General features: G+C 68.6%; 18 protein-coding genes. 2 read left to right on the top strand and 16 right to left on the bottom strand.

What is annotated here, in order from left to right; translation table 11 throughout:
* Nucleotides 1-36: 36 nt before the first annotated feature.
* Nucleotides 37-1,083: a hypothetical protein gene (locus RIN43_RS07560; RefSeq protein ID WP_309128291.1), complete on the bottom strand. Its 1,047-nt coding sequence runs from the start codon at nt 1,081-1,083 to the stop codon at nt 37-39.
* A gap of 111 nt (nt 1,084-1,194) precedes the next feature.
* On the opposite strand from RIN43_RS07560, the gene RIN43_RS07555 reads away from it, so the two are divergent.
* Nucleotides 1,195-1,968, top strand: coding sequence for a hypothetical protein (locus tag RIN43_RS07555; RefSeq protein WP_309128290.1), 774 nt, complete (start codon nt 1,195-1,197; stop codon nt 1,966-1,968).
* Between the two features lie 48 nt (nt 1,969-2,016).
* On the opposite strand, the gene cydC is transcribed toward RIN43_RS07555, so the two are convergent.
* The 4 genes from cydC to RIN43_RS07535 form a co-directional block, all read right to left on the bottom strand.
* Nucleotides 2,017-3,678 (bottom strand): thiol reductant ABC exporter subunit CydC, encoded by a 1,662-nt coding sequence (gene cydC / locus RIN43_RS07550; protein ID WP_309128424.1) that lies wholly within the window; start codon nt 3,676-3,678, stop codon nt 2,017-2,019.
* Between the two features lie 121 nt (nt 3,679-3,799).
* Nucleotides 3,800-5,461, bottom strand: coding sequence for a thiol reductant ABC exporter subunit CydD (cydD, locus tag RIN43_RS07545; protein WP_309128289.1), 1,662 nt, complete (start codon nt 5,459-5,461; stop codon nt 3,800-3,802).
* A gap of 103 nt (nt 5,462-5,564) precedes the next feature.
* On the bottom strand, nt 5,565-6,593 hold the full coding sequence (cydB, locus tag RIN43_RS07540; RefSeq protein ID WP_309128288.1) for a cytochrome d ubiquinol oxidase subunit II: 1,029 nt from the start codon (nt 6,591-6,593) through the stop codon (nt 5,565-5,567).
* A 15-nt stretch (nt 6,594-6,608) separates the two neighbouring features.
* Complete coding sequence (locus RIN43_RS07535) at nt 6,609-8,024, bottom strand: cytochrome ubiquinol oxidase subunit I (protein WP_309128287.1); 1,416 nt, start codon at nt 8,022-8,024, stop codon at nt 6,609-6,611.
* 237 nt (nt 8,025-8,261) lie between these two features.
* Between RIN43_RS07535 and radA the strand changes: the two genes are divergently transcribed.
* The gene (radA, locus tag RIN43_RS07530) at nt 8,262-9,629 is read left to right on the top strand and encodes a DNA repair protein RadA (protein WP_309128286.1); all 1,368 of its coding nucleotides are present in this window, start codon (nt 8,262-8,264) and stop codon (nt 9,627-9,629) included.
* 31 nt (nt 9,630-9,660) lie between these two features.
* On the opposite strand, the gene RIN43_RS07525 is transcribed toward radA, so the two are convergent.
* From RIN43_RS07525 to RIN43_RS07475, 11 genes are all read right to left on the bottom strand, one after another.
* Nucleotides 9,661-9,903: a hypothetical protein gene (locus tag RIN43_RS07525; protein ID WP_309128285.1), complete on the bottom strand. Its 243-nt coding sequence runs from the start codon at nt 9,901-9,903 to the stop codon at nt 9,661-9,663.
* On the bottom strand, nt 9,903-10,313 hold the full coding sequence (locus RIN43_RS07520; RefSeq protein ID WP_309128284.1) for a dehydrogenase: 411 nt from the start codon (nt 10,311-10,313) through the stop codon (nt 9,903-9,905). The genes RIN43_RS07525 and RIN43_RS07520 overlap by 1 nt, the downstream gene beginning before the upstream one ends.
* Before the next feature lie 252 nt (nt 10,314-10,565).
* On the bottom strand, nt 10,566-11,225 hold the full coding sequence (locus tag RIN43_RS07515) for a hypothetical protein (RefSeq protein WP_309128283.1): 660 nt from the start codon (nt 11,223-11,225) through the stop codon (nt 10,566-10,568).
* A 10-nt stretch (nt 11,226-11,235) separates the two neighbouring features.
* Nucleotides 11,236-11,739, bottom strand: a complete 504-nt coding sequence (locus RIN43_RS07510) for an amino-acid N-acetyltransferase (RefSeq protein ID WP_309128282.1) — start codon at nt 11,737-11,739, stop codon at nt 11,236-11,238.
* Nucleotides 11,740-11,861: 122 nt separating this feature from the next.
* Nucleotides 11,862-12,251, bottom strand: coding sequence for a Rieske 2Fe-2S domain-containing protein (locus RIN43_RS07505; RefSeq protein WP_309128281.1), 390 nt, complete (start codon nt 12,249-12,251; stop codon nt 11,862-11,864).
* Nucleotides 12,248-12,556, bottom strand: a complete 309-nt coding sequence (locus RIN43_RS07500) for a hypothetical protein (RefSeq protein ID WP_309128280.1) — start codon at nt 12,554-12,556, stop codon at nt 12,248-12,250. The genes RIN43_RS07505 and RIN43_RS07500 overlap by 4 nt, the downstream gene beginning before the upstream one ends.
* Complete coding sequence (locus tag RIN43_RS07495) at nt 12,556-13,821, bottom strand: amidohydrolase family protein (protein ID WP_309128279.1); 1,266 nt, start codon at nt 13,819-13,821, stop codon at nt 12,556-12,558. The genes RIN43_RS07500 and RIN43_RS07495 overlap by 1 nt, the downstream gene beginning before the upstream one ends.
* 25 nt (nt 13,822-13,846) lie before the next feature.
* Nucleotides 13,847-15,004, bottom strand: a complete 1,158-nt coding sequence (locus RIN43_RS07490) for an ABC transporter ATP-binding protein (RefSeq protein ID WP_309128278.1) — start codon at nt 15,002-15,004, stop codon at nt 13,847-13,849.
* A 36-nt stretch (nt 15,005-15,040) separates the two neighbouring features.
* Nucleotides 15,041-16,180, bottom strand: coding sequence for an extracellular solute-binding protein (locus RIN43_RS07485; RefSeq protein ID WP_309128277.1), 1,140 nt, complete (start codon nt 16,178-16,180; stop codon nt 15,041-15,043).
* 84 nt (nt 16,181-16,264) lie between these two features.
* Nucleotides 16,265-18,031: an iron ABC transporter permease gene (locus RIN43_RS07480; protein WP_309128276.1), complete on the bottom strand. Its 1,767-nt coding sequence runs from the start codon at nt 18,029-18,031 to the stop codon at nt 16,265-16,267.
* Between the two features lie 180 nt (nt 18,032-18,211).
* Nucleotides 18,212-19,258, bottom strand: coding sequence for an aminotransferase class I/II-fold pyridoxal phosphate-dependent enzyme (locus RIN43_RS07475; protein ID WP_309128275.1), 1,047 nt, complete (start codon nt 19,256-19,258; stop codon nt 18,212-18,214).
* Between the last annotated feature and the right edge of the window lie 71 nt (nt 19,259-19,329).

The raw sequence follows: 19,329 nt of genomic DNA, 5'->3' as shown, positions 1-19,329 counted from the left end.
CGGAGGTTGCCGGCCACGCAGATGCGCGCACGCGGGTCACCAGGCTGCGGCGACCTCGGCGTGCGTGTGCAGGATCGCCTCCGTCGTTCCTCGGGGCGCCCTGCCGATGCCGCATTCCGTCGCCACACCGTAGTCCGTGACGAAGCGGGATGCGGCCGCGATGCGCCGGCGCGCACCCTCTGCACCGTCCTCGCGGTGCACCAGGCCGAGGTACAGCTCGGCGACGGGCGCGAGCTGCGCCAGCGGTGCGAAGTAGGCATCGTCGTCGCGGTCGATCGGCACGGGCAGATGCAGCCAGTCCAGCCGCCTGGTGGATGCCGCGATCACGGCGTTCGCGTAGCGCACCAGCGGTCCGGCATCCGTCGGCTCGATGAAGTGCCGCTCCCCCGCGTCGCCGTAGCAGAGATGCACGCCCGCCTCGACCCCGGTGGGTACGGCATCGACCAGCGACACGAGCCGCGCGACGAGCCCGTCGAAGGGGTCGCCCTCCCACCAGGCCTCCATCGTCTTGCCGTATCCGGAGGCACGCTCGATGATGCCGAGCTCACTGGCGACGTCCCACTGGATCGCGAGGTCGCCATGCGGGATGGCATCGAGGATCCGTGCCAGCTCGCGCAGGAGAGCCTCCGCGTACACCGGCTCGATGGCTGCACGATCCTCACCGGAGAAGAACGACGACACGACGGCCACGGGAGTGGGCAGCGACACCTGGAAGCGCACGCCCTGCGGCACGTCGCCGGATTCGCGGAGTCGCGAGAACACCGAGTACGACGAGATCGCCGCATCCGCGTATCCGAGTGACGGCAGCTGGATGGGGGCTGCATCCACGCCGTCCGCGATGCGCAACGGGCGGGCGTCGAGCCCCGCGCCGAACGGGATCGGCTGCTCGCCGACGCGCTCGATCCCTTCGGCCTGCCCGAGCACGTCGGGCTGGAACATGATCCAGTGGAATCTCTTGCCCACCTCGCCATCCGGGATGCGCCTGAGCCGGTCGCCGAGCACCTCCGCAGCGGTTCGCATGGTCTTCTCGGCGTCGTCATAGTTCACGCTGCCGACGAGCAGCGCACCTTGAGGCTGGGTCATGACTCCAGGCTAGGCCGCGCGAACGCGCTTCTCGCTCACGGCCGGGCTCACCGACCCCACACGCAGACGGATTAGGATCGCCTCAGTACGGATGCCGGAACGGAGATCGCGATGGGATTCCTCACCTCGGCCGCTTTGAGCGCCACCGGTTACGTCGTGCTCGATCGCGACGAACGGTCGGTCGACCCATCGGAATGGCTCGACCTGGAGTACATCGGCTGGCGCTCCTCCGGCATCACCCGTTTCGCACCACTGGCCAGCTACGCCGGCGACCTCGAGTGCAACGGCTTCTGGAATCACACGCCGCCACGCGCCGACAAGGACGGCGTCTGGGTGCGCTCACAGATCGAGAAGGCTCCCACGCTGCAGAGGCTCGCCCTGGAACCGGACGCGAACGTCGGTCGCTGCCGGGTGATCGAGCTGCAGCCCAACACCTACGCTGACGCGATCTACAACCTGCATCAGGACGACAACAACCGTCTCAACGACGACGGAACCGGCTGGGTGGTGCGCTCCTGGCGCAACCTGACCGACGACGCCGATTCACTCCTCATCCTGCGCTCAGACCGCTTCGATCCGACGACCGAGGTGCGCCTTCCCCTGCCGACCGGCTCCCGGATCATCGTCGACACCCAGCGCTTCTGGCATGCCGTGTGGCATCGCGGCGGCGCTCCGCGCTACGCGCTCATCACGTCGTGGACGTCCGGTCCCGAGCTCGACGCTTACATCGCCGATGGCAACGGCGACCCGAATCCGCGCTCCGTCGACCTGCCCGAGGCACTCGTCGCCGAGGCGCAGGCCGAGATGCATCGCCGCATCGAGGAGCGCCGCCTGGCCTTCGAGGCGCACGGCATCGTCATGGAGCCTCCGGCGCCACTCAACTGACTGACGGCGAAGGTCGGCGCTTGCGCAGGACGGCAGCCGTGAGAGCGCTCAGACCGTGCGCCCGTCGGCGATCCGCAGAGTTCGATCGACCGTTCCGTCGGGCGGAGCGACGTGCGAGATCAGTACGACGGTCTGCTCCCCGGCCGCACAGAGCAGGTCTGCCAGCAGGGCGTCGGACGCCTCAGGATCGACTCCCGCGGTCGGCTCGTCGAGGACGAGCACCGGGAAGCCCCGCAGAAGGGCACGTGCCAGCGCGATGCGCTGCGCCTGGCCCCCCGAGACCAGTGCGCCCCTGTCGCCGACACGCGAATCGAGCCCGCCGTTCCTGCGCACCCAGTCGCCGAGGCCGACGCGGTCGAGCACGTCGAGCAGCTCGTCATCGGTCGCGGTGTCGCGGGCGAACAGCAGATTCTGGCGAAGGTCCTCGTCGAACAGCTGCGGCGTCTGCTCGCACAGGCCCACCGTTGCCCGCAGGGCAGGACCGGGGATGCTCCTGGCGGCAGTGCCGTCGACCTCGTACAGGCCCTCGTGTGCCAGGAAGCCGACCAAGACGGCGGCGAGCGTCGACTTGCCCGCACCGCTCGCGCCGGTCACCAGCACGCGTTCCCCTCGTGCGACATCGAGGTCGACGCCGTCGAGCGCGGGCCGGGATGCGCCGGGCCAGGATGCCCGGATGCCCCGCAGTCGCAGCGCCGGGCCGCCGCCGGCCGAGCCCTCTACCGCCTCCGGTTCGTCGCGCCTCAGCTCTGCAGGGATCGCGTCGGGGAGCACCCCGTCGATCCGCTCGGCGCTCGCCGCCACTCCCCGCCACCAGGCCGCCGCCTGCGGCACCACGGAGAACACCTCGAATACGGCCATCGGCAGTAACACGGCCACGGCGAACCACGCCGCGTCGGACGCACCGCCGGGCGCCCCCGGCACCGCGACCGCCAGCGCCCAGATGGAGGCGGCCCCCGCCGCGGCCGAGACGACCGCAGCCGAAAGCGACTGAGCCAGGGTCGCGCGACCGACCGTGCGGCGAAGATCCGCATCCGCAACGCGGATGCGCTCGCGGGCGTCTGGCTCCACGCCGTAGGCGATCAGGACATCCAGTGCGGTGAGGTAGTCGACCAGCGCGGCCGACAGCTCGGACCGCCGGGCCGCGACCCGCCGCTCGGCACGGGCACCCAGCACCCAGCCGATCAGCACGGCGATGGCGACGGTGACGACGAGGCACACCGCGAGCGCCAGCGCGGCGGCCGGCGAGACGATCGCCATCACGGCGATCGACGCGAGAGCGACCAGGCTTCCTGTGACCAGCGGCTGCACGACGCGCAGCGGCAGATTCTGCAGGTTCTCGACGTCGTCGACGAGCGCCGACAGCACCGCTCCGCGGTCGGTGGCTCCGAGGCCCGCAGGGGAGAACGGGATGAGTCTGCGCACGATGCCAGAGCGCAGCTCAGCGAGCTGCCGTAGCGCCGCGTCGTGCCCTGCGAGCCGCTCCAGGTAGCGGAACACGGCGCGCGACACCGCGAAGAAGCGCACGCCGACGACCGCCATCGACAGCGGTACGAGCGAGTCGACGACCGAGGCGCTCACGATCAGCCAACCACTGACCAGCAGCAACCCGATCGCCGCAGCGCCCGAGAGCACTCCGGCGATCAGCCCGGGCGCGAAGCGGCGAAGCGGCGGCATCGCCTGCCGCAGGATGCCGCGAGTGTTCGCGCCCATCATGACGGCATCCGATCGGCCTGCGCGCCCCGAGTCTGAAGGACGAACGCGATTCTGACGGATCGCAAGGCGCCGAGCACCCTGAGTTCCTGCAGACGTCCTGGAGTCGTGCGCACCGCACTCATGCCGGCACCCCGAGTTCGACGACGGAGTCGGCGACCTCGCGCGCCGAGCGGCGGTGCGAGACGAGCAGCACGGTCATGCCGGCGTCTGCCGTCGCGCGCAGCGAGGTCCACAGTCGCCCCTCCGTGTCGGCGTCGAGCGCACTGGACGGCTCGTCCAGTGCGAGCACACGGATGCCGCGCGTGCCCGTGCGATACAGCGCGCGGGCGACGGCGACGCGCTGCGCCTGACCGCCGGAAAGCCCCCCGCCCTGCACACCGAGCACCGTCGCCGGATCCAGGCCCGATGCGCACGCCGTGTCCAGCGCGCGGCGGACCCGCGCAGCATCCGGCCGCTGATCGCCCAGGGCGACGTTCGCGGCGATGCTGCCCTGCAGCAATCCCGGTCGCTGACCCGCCCAGGCCAGCCAGTCCGCCGGTTCGAGCAGCCGGACGTTGACGTCGTCGAGGCGTGCTTCGCCGGAGAAAGGCGCCGCTCCCCGCAGCGCCGCCAGCAGGCTCGATTTGCCCGACGCGCTCGGCCCTTCGATGAGCGTGATCGTGCCAGGCGTCGCGTCGAACGATACCGGAGGCAGCCCCCGCACCCGCAGTTCGCGCACCTGCAGCATCCCCGCGGCTCCTGAAATGTCGCGAGCGGGCGAGACCGGAGCCGTCTCGCGACCGACCTCGGCGCTCCGGGAGGTCTCCGCCTCCTCCGAGCCGACGGCGCAGCGATCCTCCGCCTCGAGCACTTCGAACACCTGCTCGGTCGCGGCGACACCTTCCGCCGCGGCATGGAACTGCACTCCGACCTGACGCAGCGGCAGGAACGCCTCGGGGGCGAGCAGCAGCACGAACAGGCCCACCCCCAGCTCCATGTCGCCCGCGAGCAGCCGGAAGCCGACGGCCACCGCGATGAGCGCGACGGCAAGGGACGACAGCAGCTCAAGGGCGAAACCCGACAGGAACGAGTACCGCAGCACGCGCATCGTCTCGGTGCGGTACCGGTCTGCGGTGTCACGGGTGCGCGCGGCAGCGCGACGCTCCCGGCCGAAGATCCGCAGGGTCGACAGGCCCTGCACCGTGTCGGTGAAGCGAGCCGCGAGCTGTTGCAGCACCTGCAGCTGGCGGCGCTGCACACCGCGCGTCGCCAGACCGATCAGCACGAGGAACAGCGGGATCAGCGGCAGAGTGAGCGCCGCTGTCAGGCCGCTCGGCCAGTCCGACAGCCATATCACCCCGACGATCACCGGCGTGGCGACGGCGGTGAGCACCAGCTGCGGGATGTAGCGAGAGAAGTACGGGTCGAGCGCATCGAGCCCGTGCCCCGCCGTGACCGCGAGAGCCGCCTGGTTGCGATTCGCCAGCCACGCCGGACCGCGCCGGCCGATCGCCGCGAGCAGCGCCGCGCGCAGTTGAGCACCCGCCCTCGCGGCGGCTGCCGACCCCCACGCCTCCGACGCCCACAGCAGGACGCCGCGCGCGACGACGATCAGAGCGAGCAAGGCCGGCGTCGCGGCATCCGATCCTCGGCCCTCGACGACCGACGTGATGCCGTCGGCGATCAGCCACGAGAAGGCGATGGTCACGGCCGTCTGCGCCATCGCGATCAGAGCGGATGCCGCCAGGTACCGGCGGGCTGAGGGCGCGTACCGCAGCAGCCGGGGGTCGACCGGCTTCATGAGCGGCGCCCGTTCAGCGGATGCCGTCCCGATCTGCCCACGTTCTCACCGAATCCCTCCGCAGATTGGGACGAAGTCCGCGAATGGTGACCGCACACCTGGCTCATGCGTGGGCCGGCGCCGCCTCGATCGACCTGCGGGTGACGCGCTTGCGGAACACCCAGTATGTCCACGACTGGTAGGCGATCACCAGCGGCAGGGCGACCAGGGCCGTCCAGCTCATGATCTGCAGGGTGTACGGCGTACTCGACGCGTTCTCGATCGTCAGACTGTTCGCCTCGGCGATGGTCGAGGGCAGTACGTACGGGAACAGCGCGGCGAACAGCATCACCACGGCGAACAGCACGGCGACCACTCCCCCGGCGAACGCGCGTCCGTCCCGCTCCCGCACGGAGAGCACCACCGAGACCAGCAGCGCGACCGCAGCGACGACGCCGGCTGCGATCACCGCCCACAGCCCGGGAGCGTCGCGGCCGGAGGCCAGCAGCGCCGTCCAGATCACCGTCGCCGCGGCCGCGAGCAGAGTCGGACCGGCCGCCAGCTTCGCCAGACGACGAGCATCCGCCTGCACCCGCCCGTCGGTCTTCAGCGCGACGAAGTACACGCCGTGCAGGAAGAACAGCATCAACGTCGTGACGCCCACGAGCAGCGCGTACGGGTTGAGCAGTGCGAAGACGCCGCCCACGTGGACGTGATCGGCGTTCAGCGCCACGCCCTGCACGATGTTGCCGAAGGCGACGCCCCACAGGAATGCGGGCACGACCGAGCCGATCACGATCATGCGGTCGAAGCGGGCCCTCCAGGCCGCATCCTCACGCTGATGCCGGTATTCGAACGACACCCCGCGCAGGATCAGCGCCAGCAGGATGATCAGCAGCGGCAGGTAGAACCCGCTGAACAGCGAGGCGTACCACTCGGGGAACGACGCGAACAGGCACGCGCCCGCGACGATCAGCCACGTCTCGTTGAGATCCCAGATGGGGCCGATCGTGTTGATCACCTGCCGGCGCGAGATGTCGTCGCGGCCGAGGAACGGGAGCGTCATGCCCACGCCGAAGTCGAACCCGTCGAGCACGAAGTAGCCGACGAAGAAGAAGGCGATGAGCCAGAACCAGAGGTAGGAGAGGTCCATGAGCAGTCCTTCCGATCAGTAGACGACCGACGGCACAGGGGCGGCCTCGTCGTGGGTCTCCGTGGTGTCTGGGCCCTTCTGCGCGGCCCTGACGATGAGGCGGATCTCGACCACGGCGAGCGCGGCGTAGATAGCGGTGAAGGCGACGAGAGAGATCAGCACGTCGACCCCGTTCACCCCCGGCGAGACACCGTCCTGCGTGGTCATCAGGCTGAAGACGATCCAGGGTTGGCGCCCCATCTCGGTGAAGACCCAGCCGACGATGTTGGCGCCGAGCGCCAGCGGGTACGACCAGATCGCGATCTTCCACATCCACGGCGCGGGCGTCGTCTTCGCGCTCTTGCGGGTGACCCACAGTCCGACCAGCGCGATGAAGGCGTGCAGCATGCCGAGGCCGATCATCCAGCGGAACGCCCAGTAGGTGATCCACAGCACCGGGGTGAAGTCGGTGAGCCCTGTCGCCTCGCCGAACCGGTCGACGTACTCGGCGTTGAGGTCGTTGATGCCGTGCACGCAGCCGTCGAGTGTGTGATTCGACAGCACCGAGAGCAGATACGGCACGCGGATGCTGAACAGCTCGGTCTTGCCGTCCGGCGTGCCGAGCGTGAACAGGCTGAACGCGGCGTCCTTTCCGCACACCGTGTTGAACGTCGCCTCGGCCGCGGCCATCTTCATCGGCTGCGTGGCGTACATCGCCAGCCCCAGCTGATCGCCGGTGAGCACCACGCCCGCGGTGGAGACGAGCATCGCCCACAGGCCGAACTTCATCGACACCCGCATGACGTCGGTGTGCTGGCCTCGAGCGAGGTGCCATGCCGAGACCGAGATGATGACACCGGAGGCGAACATGAACGCGCCGAAGATGGTGTGCGGGAACGCGGCGAGCGCGACCGGGTTGGTCAGCAGCGCCCAGAAGTCGACCAGCTCGGCGCGGTTCGTCACCGGGTTGTACTCGTAGCCGACCGGGTTCTGCATGAACGCGTTGGCAGCGATGATGAAGTACGCCGAGAGGGTGCTGCCGATCGAGACGCACCAGATGGTGGCGAGATGCAGCTTCTGCGGCAGCTTGTCCCACCCGAAGATCCACAGCCCGATGAACGTGGCCTCGAAGAAGAAGGCGAGCAGCCCCTCGAAGGCGAGAGGGGCGCCGAACACGTCGCCGACGAACCGGGAGTAGTCCGACCAGTTCATGCCGAACTGGAACTCCTGCACGATGCCGGTCACGACGCCCATCGCGAAGTTGATGAGGAAGATCTTGCCGAAGAACCGTGTGAGGTGCAGGTAGTGCACCTTGCCGGTGCGCACCCACGCGGTCTGGAAGATCGCCGCGACGGTCGCCATGCCGATCGTCAGCGGCACGAAGAGGTAGTGGTAGATGGTGGTCAGCCCGAACTGCCACCGCGACAGCGCCAGGGGGTCAAGCCATTCCATGCACGTGTCCTCGCTCTCGTCCGGAAGAGGTGGGGCGCGGCGCTGCGCGGGGTGGGATCGGCCCCGGGCCGGGACCGCCGCCTGCTCTGCCTCCATTATCGGCCGGTGGTGTCGCCCGGCAGGGGTTTCGGACAGTGAAAAAGCCCCGATGACGATAGGAATGCCGGATGCCCGTGATAGCGGGGGTGCATCATGCTCCGGCGAACGGATGTCGTACGGCGCGGATACCCTTGCAGCATGGCCACCCGCAAACCCGCACCACCCGCCTTCGTCTGCACGGAATGCGGCTGGACGACGGCGAAGTGGGTGGGCCGTTGTGGCGAATGCCAGCAGTGGGGAACCGTGCAGGAGCAGGCCGCGAAGACGGGCATTGTCCGCCAGCTCGATGCCGTGACACCCGCCCCCGGGCGCACCGCTCGCCCCATCACGCAGATCACCACGGCGGATGCTCCGCGGCGCACGAGCGGCGTCGGAGAGTTCGACCGCGTGCTGGGCGGCGGCATCGTTCCCGGCGCTGCCATCCTGCTCTCCGGCGAACCCGGCGTCGGCAAGTCGACGCTGCTGCTCGAGGTCGCCGCGTCCACCGCCCGTGCCGGACGACGCGTGCTCTACGCGAGCGCCGAGGAGTCGCCGGCCCAGGTGCGTCTGCGCGCCGAGCGCACCGGCGCGCTGCATGATGATCTGTATCTCGCGAGCGAGACCGATCTCGCCACGATCCTCGGCCACATCGACGAGGTGCGCCCCGAACTGGTGATCGTCGATTCCGTGCAGACGGTGTCTTCCGGCCTCGTCGACGGCTCAGCCGGGCAGCCCAGCCAGGTGCGCGAAGTCGCCGCCACGCTGATCCGCATCGCCAAGGAACGCGATCTGCCGATCATCATCGTGGGTCACGTCACGAAGGACGGCCAGGTCGCAGGGCCCCGCGTGCTGGAGCATCTGGTCGACGTGGTGTGCCACTTCGAGGGAGATCGTCAGACCGCGCTGCGCTTCATCCGCGCGCTGAAGAACCGCTTCGGACCGACCGATGAGGTCGGCTGTTTCGAGATGACCGGTGCGGGCATCGCCGAGGTGCCGGATCCGAATGGGCTGTTCCTCTCGCAGGGCGCCGCCGAGCCCGGAACCTGCGTCGCGATCGCTCTCGAGGGCCGGCGAGCCATGCCGGTTGAAGTGCAGGCGCTCACCATCGAATCGAACGCGCCGAATCCTCGGCGGGTGGTGCACGGACTGGACTCGTCGCGCGTGGCGATGGTGCTGGCGATCCTCGAACGACGGGCGGGAATCGCGACCTCGAAGCTGGATGTCTACGTGTCGACCGTGGGCGGGGTGCGCTTCACCGAGCCCGCCGCTGATCTCGCGATCGCCGTCGCCGTCGCCGGTTCGATCCGCCAATTCTCCGTGCCGCGCACCGTCTCGGCGGTGGGCGAGCTGTCACTGGCGGGCGAGATCCGGCCGGTCACTCAGGCCGCGCAGCGGCGCAGCGAGGCCGCCCGGCTGGGATACAGCCAGGTGGTCGACGATCGTTCGAAGACGCTGCGCTCCGCTCTGGCGGACGTGCGCTCGCGGGCGACGGCGCGTCGCGCGGAGGAGGAGATCCCGGCGTTCTGATCGCGTGGGCGCCCCGGCGGTTCGCGGCGGTTCAGGTGCGGCGAGGATCGCTCGGTCCGCCCCTGGTGCCCTTGTGCGCCTCCTCGATGATCCGCACGTTGCGCACCTCGACGGTGGCCGCCATCAGCAGGTCGAGCGAGGTGACGAACAGGCGCCCGATCTCCTCGTCGGTGGCGTCGGGTCCGGGCAGATCCACGCGGAACCCCTGGGCTTGAAGCGCGCCGTCGTTGGCGAACGTCACTTCGGCGTCGAAGACCGCACGGTACTGCGGCATCAGGTCTCCAGGGCTCTGAGCAGCTCGGACGGCGGCGCCTGCATGGGATGAGGGCCGGCGATGTCGAGGAACACGGTGGTGATCGTGTCACGGTGCGAACTGAGGAACGACTTCAGCCACGCCGGCGAGTAGATGCCCACCCCGGGCGGGAGGTTCGCCGGCTTGTTCGTGGCGTCGCTGAACAGCAGCAGGGCCACGTCGCCGGTGTTCGGGTCGCGGTAGGTCCACACCTCTCCGCCGTCGAGCGGGTTGTCGCGCGCACCGGGCTTGATCAGCGGCACGACGGTGTTGCCGTTGCGCAGCGCGAGGGCGACAGCCGCCATGTCCTGCTTCTCGAGCGCCTGTGCGAGCGCTTCGGAACGGAAGTCCTCGGGAGCGGGGCGCTTGCGGGCAGGTCTCTTCTTCGCCATGAGTCCAGCCTAGGAGAGCGTGCCCCTGCGGACGTGATGGGGCCCTCTCGAATCCTCCATTGGGGACTGGGGAACTCGAGAGGGCCCTCTGGCTCTCAGAGCGGCGACTGTCGAAGCGCTGGGGACGCTGGAATCGACACCACTGGGGATGGCTGTGCCGCATGATCCGGAGAACCAGATTCCATGGTATCCCAAGATTCTGGCCGTGTCAGCCGTATCCGCACCGGGATTCGGCCCGGCGTGGAACCGGCCTCAGCGCAGGATGATCTGCTTCGTCATGGCGCTCTCGAAGCCACCGATCGACACGGCCAGGTGGTACGAGGCACCGTTGCCGGGTGCCCGCGGACGGTTCTTCTGATCGCAGGTGTCGACCGACGAGCGGGTGCGATCCCACACCACCGGTGTCACGCTGCTCACGTCGGTGCCGGCCTTCAGCGTGACGATCATGTCGCTCGGATCGGTCTGGCAGTCTGTCGATCGCCACCACACGTCCGTACCGCTGGAGACCGTGAACTTCTGGGTGCTGGAGCCGACGTTGATCGTGCAGTCCTGGTCGCTGACGTTCGAGAGCGCGATCGACAGCTGCGGCAGATCGTCGGCGGCGTACGAGTCCGCATCCGTCACCGCCTTCACCTCGACGTCCTTGGCCGTGCACGCGACGATCTCGGGCGTGCTGGACGGCTCCGGCTCGGCGGAATCGGTCGGAGCGGGCGATTCGGACGCGTCGCCGGACGGCGTCGCGGTGGCCGTGGAGCTCGGCGCCGACACGGATGCCGCATTCCAGGGTTGCGCGATGGCGAGCCAGGCCCCCGCTGCGACGGCGGCGACCACCAGGACGAGCACCATGAGCACGGCCAGCCTGCGGCGGCGATAGACCGCCGGCGAGTGGCGGCGTGCGGGAGTTCCTGGCATGCGTTCCAGGCTAGTTCAGGTGCTTGAGCATCCTGGTGTTGCCGAGCGTGTTCGGCTTGACGTGGGCGAGGTCGAGGAACTCCTCGACGCCGGCGTCCCCGCTGCGAAGCAGCTGCGAGTAGACGTCGGCGTCGACGATCTGCTCGCCGATGGGCGCGAACCCGCGGCGGGTGAAGAACTCAGTCTCGAAGGTGAGGCAGAACAGCCGCGACAGGCCGAGTTCGCGCGCGCGGCGTTCGAGATCCTCGACGATGGCGCGGCCGACTCCGTGGTGCAGCCAGTCATCGCGCACGAGCAGGGTGCGCACCTCGCCGATGTCTTCCCACATCACGTGCAGGGCACCGCAACCGATCAGCACGCCGTCGGCCTCAGCGACGACGAACTCCTGCACAGCTCCGTACAGCACGGCGAGATCCTTGCCCAGCAGGATGCGCTGGTCGACGAGGGGCTCGAGGAGGGCGTGGATGTCGGCGATGTCGGTGCTGCGCGCCGCGCGCACGATGTAGTCGCTCACGGTTCAAGCCTAGAACCGCCCGGTTGGGAGCATCGTGTGCGACCCGGTGTCGCGGAGACGACGAAGGGGCGCGGATGCCGCAGCATCCGCGCCCCTTCGAGTGGGTTCCCGGTCTGGACGCCTCAGAGCGTGACGATGACGTCGTCGCCCTCGACCCGCACCGGGAGCGGTCGCAGGCCGACTCGCTGGTCGGCCGGGTGCTTTCCGGTGAGGATGTCGAACTCGAACCCGTGCCAGGGGCAGACAATGTTGCGGTCGGTGGGGTGGAACCCCGGCCCGCCGCTCTTCAGGCCGTCCTCGCCGCGCACAAGCTGCACAGTGCGCGGCATGATCTTTCCCTGACAGACCGGACCGCCCTGGTGGGGGCAGATGTTGTGCCAGGCGCGCACCTCACCGGCATGGAAGTACAAGCCGAACTCGGCGCCGTCGACGTCGAGCACGATCCGCTCACGCTGTCTGAGGTCCTCGAGGCTCGCGACGACGATGTCACGACGCACTATGGCGGCGCTCATACGGCCCTCCGGTACCAGATCGCCATATCGAACAGGTTCACATCCGCAGCATCCAGCAGCGCCGTCACGAGCACGACGGTCTCGGTCGCGTTTAGCGCATCTTCGCGGATCGGCCAGGCGATCTTCCCGACCCGATCCTGCTTCGCAGAGAACAGTCGTGCGGCGGCGTACAGCACGTCCGCGATCTGCTCATCGGAGACCTCAGCGCCGAGCTCCCGTTCGGTGACATGGCGAGTCAGTTCACCGAGACGGGAGACGAGGCCCTGCAGCTCCGCGAGCTCCGCGGCGGCGATCGGTTCAGTCATCACGAGACTCCTGGTCGGTTCTGGAGCACCTGCTCCGCGGTGGGCTTCTGGCGGTCGGTTGGGAGGTTGAACACCCGCGCTGCGTTCAGGCCGAGGATGTTGCGCTTCGCCTGCTCCGACAGGAACGGCAGGCGAGTGATGGTCGACGGTGCATCCCAATCCCAGTGCGGCCAGTCCGAGGAGTACAGCAGCTGCGTCTCGGCGTTGAACGACTTCATGGTCGCTTCGAGCAACTCCATGTTGGTGCGCTCCATCGGCTGCGTCGTGTACCACATCTCCTTCATGTACTCGCTCGGCAGCCGCTTGAGCCCTGGCGCCTCGCTCGGGCGCATGAGCACCTCGTGGTCGAGTCGCTGCATCAGGAACGGGATCCACGCCAGACCGCTCTCGACCCACACCATCTTGAGCTTCGGGAACCGCTCGGGCATGCCGTTGATGATCCAGTTGGTCACGTGGATCTGGTTGTAGTGCGTGAATGACAGTGCGTGCATCGACAGGAAACGGTTCAACTGCGCGAACGAGGGGTCTCCCCAGTGGTAGCCGGAGTGGAACGCAAGCGGCTTGCCGCTGTCCTCGATGAGCTTGTACAGGCGCGTGTAGACGTCTGAGTGCACCGGGTTGTTGCGAGTCGAGCACACCGTGTAACCGATGATGCCCGGGTCGTCTGCATACTTCTCGACGAGCTCCTCGCAAACCTCGGGGGTGTTGTAAGGCAGGTAGAGCATGCCCTTCAGGCGCGGGTTCGGCGGCAGGATGGCCTCCGTCAGCCAGCGGTTGAACGCTCGGCCGAGCACGACCTCCACCTCGTCCTGCGGGTGCATGCCCAGCAGCAGCATGGCGCTGGGGAACACCACCTGGTAGTCGAGGCCCATGGCGTCCATGCCGCGCTTGGCCGCGGTGACGAACGGATGGCCCTCGGTGCCCTCCACGGGCTCCTTACGGCCCTGATGACCGATACGTCCGCCGACGCTCTGGTGTGACATTCCGGGCTGGATGTTCAGCAGCGCGTTGTTGCCGGCGAAGCCGGCGTACTGACTCATGCCCAAGTCGCGCCACACGTCGTTGTCGATGAGCTCGAGCACTTCACCCCAGAAGTGGTCCTCCGAGACGTGAGCGTCGATGTCGACGATGAAGTAGTCGTCGTAGTCGTCCTTTGCCTGCTTCGTAGCGTGTGCGAGCACGTCGCGGGTGTCGGAGCGTCCTCCGATCTCGGCTAGCTCGCGGACGCGCGGCCCGTCGGAACGGGGGGCGGGCAGATCACTCATGTTTTCCTCTCTGCGGTCGGGTGCGTCAGCGGGGCGAGACGATCGCGTTGGTCTCGACGGTCAGGTAGTCGTCTTCGGCGGATGCCTGCGGGATCACGACCGCACGGGCGGGGTTGACCGCGAAGCGCAGCGCGTCGCCGACGCCCGGCACGTCCTCGGCGCGCAACTCCGAGGTCTCCACCCGCACACGCAGCGGCAGGCCGTCGGCGCGGACGAGCAGGTTCACGGCGCTGCCGAGGTAGGTGCTCCGCTCGACCGCTCCCTCGAAGCGTCCGGCGCCGGCGGCGGCATCCTGCGCATCGATGCGCACATGGGCCGCGCGGAACGCGACGTCGGCGCGATCCCCGACGGCGACGTCCTCAGTGGCCGTGCCGGCGATCACGAGGGCGGTGCCGTCGACCCGCACGTCGGCGATGCCGTCCGACACGGCGACGACCGTGCCGGGCAGGATGTTCTGGAAGCCCATGAAGTCGGCGACGTATGCCGAACGCGGGCGGTCGTACAGCTCCGCCGGCGCACCATCCTGCACGATCGCGCCCTCGCTCATCACGATGATGCGGTCGGAGAGGGTGATCGCCTCCTCCTGATCGTGGGTGACGTAGACCGAGGTGGTCTCGAACCGGTTGTGCAGCGCCCTCACCTGCTGACCCATCTGGTAGCGCAGCTTGGAGTCGAGGTTCGACAGCGGCTCGTCGTAGAAGATGATGCCCGGTCGGGCGGCCAGCGCACGCGCGAGTGCGACGCGCTGCTGCTGACCGCCCGACAGGGCCGTGACGGGACGGTTCTCGAGATCGGCCAGGCCGACGGCGCCGAGCATCTCGCGCACACGCTTCTGCCTGTCCTGCCCACCGAGGCCTGCAACCTTGAGCGGGTAGGCGACGTTCTCGGCGACGCTCATGTGCGGCCAGAGCGCGTAGCTCTGGAACACCATGCCCACGTGCCGCTTGTCGGCCGGCACGAACGTGCGCCGCTCGGTGTCGACGACGATGCGCTCACCCATCGTGATGCGGCCCGTGGTCGGCCTCTCCAAGCCTGCGAGGCAGCGCAGCGTCGTCGTCTTGCCGCAGCCCGAAGGGCCGAGCAGGGTGACGAACTCCCCCGAGCCGATCGTGAGATCGAGCCCGTGAAGAGCGGACTTGCCGCCGTATCGCTTGGTCAGTCCGGAAACCTGGACCTCAGTCATGCTGATGTGCGCTCTCTCTGTCGTCCCGTGCGGTTCTTACTGGGCGTTCGGGTTCTTGAACGTCTTCTCGATGTACTCGAAGAAGGGCTTGTTGAACTCGGGGTCGGGGTTCGCGAAGGGCAGCTTGTCGATCTTGTCGAGCGACGCCATGCCCTCCGGGCCGGGGGCGGTGGGCGTGTTGCCGTACGAGAGGTCCTTCTCGGCAAGGGCCTGCTGGCCCTCCTCGGTGAAGATCCAGTTCACGAACAGCTCGGTGGCCTCAGCCGCGGGGCCGTCCTTGGCCGCGCACAGGCTGGAGCGACTCAGGAAGTTGCCGCCGCCCTCGAGTGGGAAGACGAACTCGACGTTGGCGCCCTTCTCCTTCTGCTGCAGGTAGTAGCCGTAGAACACTCCGGCGCCGACCGGGAAGCGGCCGCTGGCAATCTCGGCCGAGACGTTGCGCTCGGGGTCGACGTACTGCAGGTCCTGCGCGGCGAAGTCCTCGATGAACTCCTCGCCAAACTTGTCCTTCTGCCCGTCGGGGCGCAGCATCCCGGTGAAGATGTGACGGAGGGCACCCGCGTTCGGGTCGCCCATCGCGATCTTGCCCTTCCACTCCGGCTCGAGCAGGTCGTTCCAGCTCTTGGGCACCTCGTCCTCGCTGACCTCGTCGCTGTTGTAGGCGAAGCCGAACATCCGGTACGCGAAGTAGATCAGGCGGTCCTCCTCGGCGGTCGGCGGGTCCCAGCCCTCGGGGCCGGTGACGACGTCGATCGGCGTGCAGATGTCGGCCTCACGTGCGGCCTGGATCGAGTCGCCGCCCCACCACAGGTCGCCGACGCGCTGACCGGTGGCGGCCTCGGTCTGCATGGTGGTCAGGATCTGCGCGTCGGCCATGTCCTTCAGTGTGACCGAGACCTCCGGGAAGCGGTCGGTGAAGACCTCGAGGAGCGCCTGGGAGGTGCTCGCCGACGGACCGTAGAACACGATGTCGGTGTTCCCCGACTCCACGGCCGCCTGGTACAACTCGTTGAGCTTCTCGGTGGCCTCGGCGCTCGCGCCGGGGATCTCGATCGTCTCGCCGGAGCCACCCGGCTCGGCGGGCGGTGCGGCGGAGCTGGAGCAGGCGGCGAGCGAGGCGAGGCTGCCGATCGCGACGGCGGCTGTCGCGACGCGCAGGGCGGATGTGAACTTCATCATTCTTCTCCTTGGTGGTTCGGGACGGGTGCGGCGCTGGATGTTCGTCGGGTCACGATGTCGGTCTTGGCGCCTGGGTGATCGTCAGGATGCGATGTGGGAAAGGGAGGTGCCGGATCGGCCCCTGCGGGCCTGCAGCGCCGAGACGGCCTTCATGATGACGGCACCGGCCACCACCACGACCGTGGCGGCGAGCAGGATGATCATGAACAGCGCGGCTCCGGTGCTCATCTCACCGGAGAGGAACAGCTCGTACGCCGCCATGGCGACCGGGGTGACCTTCGGCGGGGCGAGCAGCAGCGGCACCGCCAGGTTGCCGATGATGAACAGAGCCGCGAGGAACCATCCGGCGAAGAAGCTCGGCAGCACCAGGCGCAGCACGATGCTGACCAGCACCCGCATCCGGTTGGCGCCGGAGATCGCACCGGCCTCCTCCAGCTCGGGCGACAGCTGCGCGAGCGCGCCCTCGGCGATGCGGCTGGAGACCGGGATGGTCGCGACGATGAGCACGATCGTCATCAGCGCCGAGGTGCCGTACAGCGGGCGGAATGCCGGGATGTAGAGGATCGCGAACATGTAGGCCAGGGCGAGCACCAGTCCGGGCAGGGCCCATGGGATCCACACCGCGAACGAGGTGTAGGCCTTGAGGAAGCCGCCGCGCCGCGCGACGACGTAGGTGGTGAGCAACGCCACGGCCATGGAGCCGAAGCCGCCGAGCAGGGCGAGCTGCGCGGTGGTGGTGAGTGTGGCGCTGAGCTTGGGGTCGTCGAGGATGGCGACGTAGTTGTCGAGCGAGAGTCCGAGGCTCATCACGCCGTAGATCTTCTGCATGCTGCCGATGATCATGGCCGCCAGCGGGAGGATCAGGTTCAGCAGCATGAAGATCCAGATCAGCACCGCGAACACCCAGCGGACCGGCCCGAGCTCCTGCGGCTCGCGGCGCGATGTCTTGCCGGTGAGGGTGGTGAAGCTGCGTCCGCGCAGCAGGGCGCGCTGCAGCAGGAACAGCACGAGCACCAGCACGATCAGGATGAGGGCCAGCGCGAAGGCCCGGGTGTACTCGGCCGGCACGGAGTCGCGGATGTAGCGGTAGATCTGCGTCGAGAAGACGTGGATGCCGGCCTGGCGGCCGATCATCTGCGGGCTGTCGAACGACTGGAACACCAGCACGGCGATGAGCAGCGCAGCCCCGGTGATGGCGGGCCCCACCGAGGGGATGGTGATGGTGAAGAAGGTGCGCAGCGTGCCCGCGCCGCTGATGGCGGCGGCCTCGTCGAGGGCCTGGTCGCGGTTCTTGAACGCGCCCAGCATCAGCAGGTAGGCGAAGGGCATGTAGCCAAGCGACAGCAGCATGATCAGTCCCGGCCAGGACTGGATGTTGATGAAGCCCTCGGGCAGGCCGACGAGCTGGGCGAGCTGGTTGAGCAGTCCGTTCTGCTTGTTGCCCAGCATGAGCCAGCCCATGGTGTGGAACAGCGGCGGAATGAAGAGGTTGATCACCATCAGCGGGGTGAGCCAGCGCCGGCCCGGCACGTTGGTGTTGGCGCCGACCCAGGCGAACATCGCACCGCCGGCGACCGCGATCGCGCCGCACACCACCACGAGGATCGTGGAGTGCAGCAGCGTCTCCCAGGTCATCTCCGACGTGAAGGCGTCGAGGAAGCCCTGGAGCGTGAGCGGTGCGGCCTGTGTGGGCAGCCCGTCGCGGAACGTGCCGATGATGATCATCGAGACCGGGTACACGAAGACCAGCGCGAGAGCGAGCACGAATGCCGACCACAGCGCACCGCCGGTGATCGAGCGGCGCAGCGAGGCCCGCCGGTCGCGCTCGAAATCCATCGTCGCGGTCACTGCCACTTCCCTTCGCGCAAAGTGTGGGCGTCGTCGCGGTCCCGCTTCGGGTGCGGACCGCTGCGTCCGTGGTGTCTGGTCAGCGTACGAACCGAGGGTCGGGATGAGCATCGGTCGCCGCTCCGAAGTCCTCCCCGGCCTCTCCGACACAGTGTCGGAGGCCGGTTCGGACAGGTCCGCTCAGAGCAGGGCGGACAGGGCCGCGTCGTTCTCCTCCGGCAGCCCGACGGTCACGCGGGCACCCCCGGACTGCGGGAACGGGCGGGCGAGCACGCCCTGCGCTGCGAAGCGGGTCATCAGGTCCTGCGCGTCGCCGTGCAGGAAGATGAAGTTCGACTGACTGGGCAGGAACGAGACGCCTGCGGCGCTGAGCGCCTGCTGCATCCGCTCGCGCTCGGCCGTGATCGCGGCGATGCGCTCTGCCGACACGACTTGGGCCTCGGGGCCGAAGGCGGCGATCACGGCGGCCTCGGCGACGCCGTTCAAAGCGAAGCCGACCGAGGTGCGTCGCAGCGCCTCGGCGACGCGCGGCGAGGCCGCCGCGTAGCCGGCGCGGATGCCGGCGAGGCCGTGCGACTTCGACAGCGTGCGCAGGATGACCAGGTTCTCGAACTCGTCGAGCAGCGTCTGCGTTGCATCGACCGGCTCGGCGGTCACGAACTCGCGATAGGCCTCGTCGAGCACGACCAGCACCTTCGAGGGCACGGCGCTCAGGAACTCGCGGATGCCTTCGACGCCGACGAACCCGCCGGTCGGGTTGTTGGGGTTGCACAGGTAGACGATGCGGGTGTCGTCGCCGATCGCCGCCTGTATGGCGGGCAGGTCCATGGCGCCGTCGTCGGCGAGCGCGACAGGCGTGCGGCTGGCGCCGGCGAGGCCGAGCGCCGCCGGGTAGGCCTCGAAGGAGGGCCAGCAGTACACGCCGTTCACGCCGGTCTCGCACACCAGCCGGGCGAGACCGTGCAGCAGCGAGCCGGAGCCGTTGTCGATCGCGACGCGCCCGGCGTCGAGCCCCATCGAGGCGGCGACGGCCTCGCGCGCGGCGGTGCGGTGGTAGTCGGGGTAACGGTGCGCGGTGCGGGCGGCCGCCGACATGGCGTCGACGATCACGTCGGCGGGGCTCCACGGCATCTCGTTCTGGGAGAGCCGGATGGGCGGCGGCGTGGCCCCGGCCGGTCGGTTGGGGGCGGCCAGCATGTCGTCGATGACGCTGCGGAACTCGAGCATCAGGCAGCTCCTTCTGAGCGCAAGAAATTATTAATATTGAATATGAACATTAGGTGGCCAACGGTCTGCTG

Origin of the sequence: Microbacterium sp. (assembly GCF_031178445.1) — a bacterium.
In the GTDB taxonomy this organism is placed as follows: domain Bacteria; phylum Actinomycetota; class Actinomycetes; order Actinomycetales; family Microbacteriaceae; genus Microbacterium.
Note: the sequence above shows the minus strand (reverse complement) of the source record. Positions and strands in the feature narration are given on the sequence as shown.

Excerpts from the sequence above, each read along its gene's own strand:
- RIN43_RS07560 (WP_309128291.1), bottom strand. The coding sequence starts at position 1,083 with ATGACCCAGCCTCAAGGTGCGCTGCTCGTCGGCAGCGTGAACTATGAC.
- RIN43_RS07555 (WP_309128290.1), top strand. The coding sequence starts at position 1,195 with ATGGGATTCCTCACCTCGGCCGCTTTGAGCGCCACCGGTTACGTCGTG.
- cydC (WP_309128424.1), bottom strand. The coding sequence starts at position 3,678 with ATGGGCGCGAACACTCGCGGCATCCTGCGGCAGGCGATGCCGCCGCTT.
- cydD (WP_309128289.1), bottom strand. The coding sequence starts at position 5,461 with ATGAAGCCGGTCGACCCCCGGCTGCTGCGGTACGCGCCCTCAGCCCGC.
- cydB (WP_309128288.1), bottom strand. The coding sequence starts at position 6,593 with ATGGACCTCTCCTACCTCTGGTTCTGGCTCATCGCCTTCTTCTTCGTC.
- RIN43_RS07535 (WP_309128287.1), bottom strand. The coding sequence starts at position 8,024 with ATGGAATGGCTTGACCCCCTGGCGCTGTCGCGGTGGCAGTTCGGGCTG.
- radA (WP_309128286.1), top strand. The coding sequence starts at position 8,262 with ATGGCCACCCGCAAACCCGCACCACCCGCCTTCGTCTGCACGGAATGC.
- RIN43_RS07525 (WP_309128285.1), bottom strand. The coding sequence starts at position 9,903 with ATGCCGCAGTACCGTGCGGTCTTCGACGCCGAAGTGACGTTCGCCAAC.
- RIN43_RS07520 (WP_309128284.1), bottom strand. The coding sequence starts at position 10,313 with ATGGCGAAGAAGAGACCTGCCCGCAAGCGCCCCGCTCCCGAGGACTTC.
- RIN43_RS07515 (WP_309128283.1), bottom strand. The coding sequence starts at position 11,225 with ATGCCAGGAACTCCCGCACGCCGCCACTCGCCGGCGGTCTATCGCCGC.
- RIN43_RS07505 (WP_309128281.1), bottom strand. The coding sequence starts at position 12,251 with ATGAGCGCCGCCATAGTGCGTCGTGACATCGTCGTCGCGAGCCTCGAG.
- RIN43_RS07500 (WP_309128280.1), bottom strand. The coding sequence starts at position 12,556 with ATGACTGAACCGATCGCCGCCGCGGAGCTCGCGGAGCTGCAGGGCCTC.
- RIN43_RS07495 (WP_309128279.1), bottom strand. The coding sequence starts at position 13,821 with ATGAGTGATCTGCCCGCCCCCCGTTCCGACGGGCCGCGCGTCCGCGAG.
- RIN43_RS07490 (WP_309128278.1), bottom strand. The coding sequence starts at position 15,004 with ATGACTGAGGTCCAGGTTTCCGGACTGACCAAGCGATACGGCGGCAAG.
- RIN43_RS07485 (WP_309128277.1), bottom strand. The coding sequence starts at position 16,180 with ATGAAGTTCACATCCGCCCTGCGCGTCGCGACAGCCGCCGTCGCGATC.
- RIN43_RS07475 (WP_309128275.1), bottom strand. The coding sequence starts at position 19,258 with ATGCTCGAGTTCCGCAGCGTCATCGACGACATGCTGGCCGCCCCCAAC.